This window comes from Agromyces albus (genome assembly GCF_004134825.1).
Taxonomy (GTDB): domain Bacteria; phylum Actinomycetota; class Actinomycetes; order Actinomycetales; family Microbacteriaceae; genus Agromyces; species Agromyces albus.
Genome location: NZ_SDPN01000093.1, coordinates 1 through 1,748, shown reverse-complemented (window position 1 = coordinate 1,748; position 1,748 = coordinate 1). Strand labels below are relative to the sequence as shown.

Sequence of the window (1,748 nt, the reverse complement as noted above, 5' to 3'; positions counted from 1 at the left end):
CGACCTCGTCGCGGGCGGGCTCGACGCCGCGTCGCTCAGCGCTCGCGACTTCGCCCGCCGGGTCACGCTGCTCGCCCAGAGCCGGCCGACGCCGGGCGGCCTCTCGGTGCGCGAGCTCGTGGAGTTCGGCCGACACCCGCACCGCGGGCGCTGGATCGCCGGCGACGCCGGTGGCCACGCGATCGTCGAGCGCGCCATGCACCTCACGGGCGTCCATGCCTTCGCCGACAGCCCGGTCGACCGCCTCTCGGGCGGCCAGCTGCAGCGAGTGTGGCTCGCCGCGTGCCTCGCGCAGGACACCGGGGTGCTGCTCCTCGACGAGCCGACCACCTACCTCGACCTCCGCTACCAGGTGGAGCTGCTCGACCTCATCCGCGAACTCGCCGACGAGCACGGCGTGACGATCGGCGTCGTGCTGCACGACCTCGACCAGGCCGCCGCGATCGCCGATCGCATCGTGCTGCTCGAGGCCGGGCGCGTGCGGGCCGTCGGCACGCCCGCCGAGGTGCTCGTGACCGACGTCCTGAGCTCGGCGTACGGCATCCGCGTCGAGGTCGACATCGATGAACGCGGATGCATCACGACCTGCCCCATCGGCCGATACAACACCCGGCGGCCGGCCGGCCGCCTCGCCCTCGCCTAGACGGCGGCTTCCTCCACCACCCCCATCGCACAGGACGACCATGCCTGCGCGCCGATCGAAGGACACCATGAGAACACCCGCCATCGCCCTGACCGCCGTCGCCGCGGCATCCGCGCTCCTGCTGACCGGATGCGGCACGACCGAGAACACGGGCGCCGAGGCCGCAGAGGGTGGCGCGATCTCGATCGTCGACGATCGCGGCGAGACCATCGAGCTCGCCGCTCCCGCTGAGGACGTCGTGGCGCTCGAGTGGAACGCGGCGGAGAACCTCGTCGCGCTCGGCGTGATGCCCGTGGGCGTCGCCGACGTCGAGGGCTACACGACCTGGGTCAAGTCGGAGCCGCTCGATGACAGCGTGACCGACGTCGGAACGCGCGGGGAGCCCTCGATCGATGCGATCGCCGGTCTCGCGCCCGACCTCGTCGTCACGACGACCGACCTCTCCGAGTCCGCCATCTCGCAGATCGAGGAGTTCGCGCCCGTGCTCGTCGTGCACGGGGCCGACGCCTCGAACGGCATCGGCCAGATGGAGAAGAACCTCGAGAGCATCGCGACGGCGACGGGGCATGAAGCCGAGGTGGCCGAGCTCATCACCGAGTTCGAGCAGAAGGTCGCCGACGGCGCCGCTGCACTCGAGGCGGCCGGCCTCGCCGGAGCCGAATTCGCCATGAGCGACGCGTGGGCGAGCGGCGGCGAGGTGTCGATCCGGCCGTTCGCGAAGGGCTCGCTGCTGTCGGATGTCACCGAGCAGCTCGGCCTCGTGAACGCCTGGACCGGCGAGGGCGATGCCGTCTACGGCCTCGCCTCGACCGACGTCGAGGGCCTGACCGCGCTCGGCGACGTCGAGTTCCTCTACATCGCCTCGGTGGAGCAGGACCCGTACACCAACGAGCTCGCGGGCAACGCCGTGTGGCAGTCGCTGCCGTTCGTGCAGTCCGGCAAGGTGCACCGCCTTCCCGACGGCATCTGGATGTTCGGCGGCCCTTCGTCGATGAACGACTACATTGACGCGGTCGTCGACACCCTCGCGGGCTGAGCCGGCGCCTCCGCGCGAGGCGGCGACCGGCGCGGTCACGTCGTCGGCGCCCGGCGCCGGCGGCTTCGG

The 1,748-nt window shown here is 71.9% G+C and carries 2 protein-coding genes; both read left to right on the top strand.

Annotation, left to right across the window (positions count from 1 at the left end; genetic code table 11):
- The coding region (locus ESP51_RS20335) for an ABC transporter ATP-binding protein (protein WP_164990625.1) at positions 1-643 on the top strand (643 nt) is incomplete at its 5' end.
- Between the two features lie 67 nt (positions 644-710).
- A complete protein-coding gene (locus ESP51_RS20330; protein ID WP_129522673.1) occupies positions 711-1,679 on the top strand; it encodes an iron-siderophore ABC transporter substrate-binding protein in 969 nt (322 codons plus the stop codon).
- Positions 1,680-1,748: the final 69 nt, after the last annotated feature.

Excerpts from the sequence above, each read along its gene's own strand:
- ESP51_RS20330 (WP_129522673.1), top strand. The coding sequence starts at position 711 with ATGAGAACACCCGCCATCGCCCTGACCGCCGTCGCCGCGGCATCCGCG.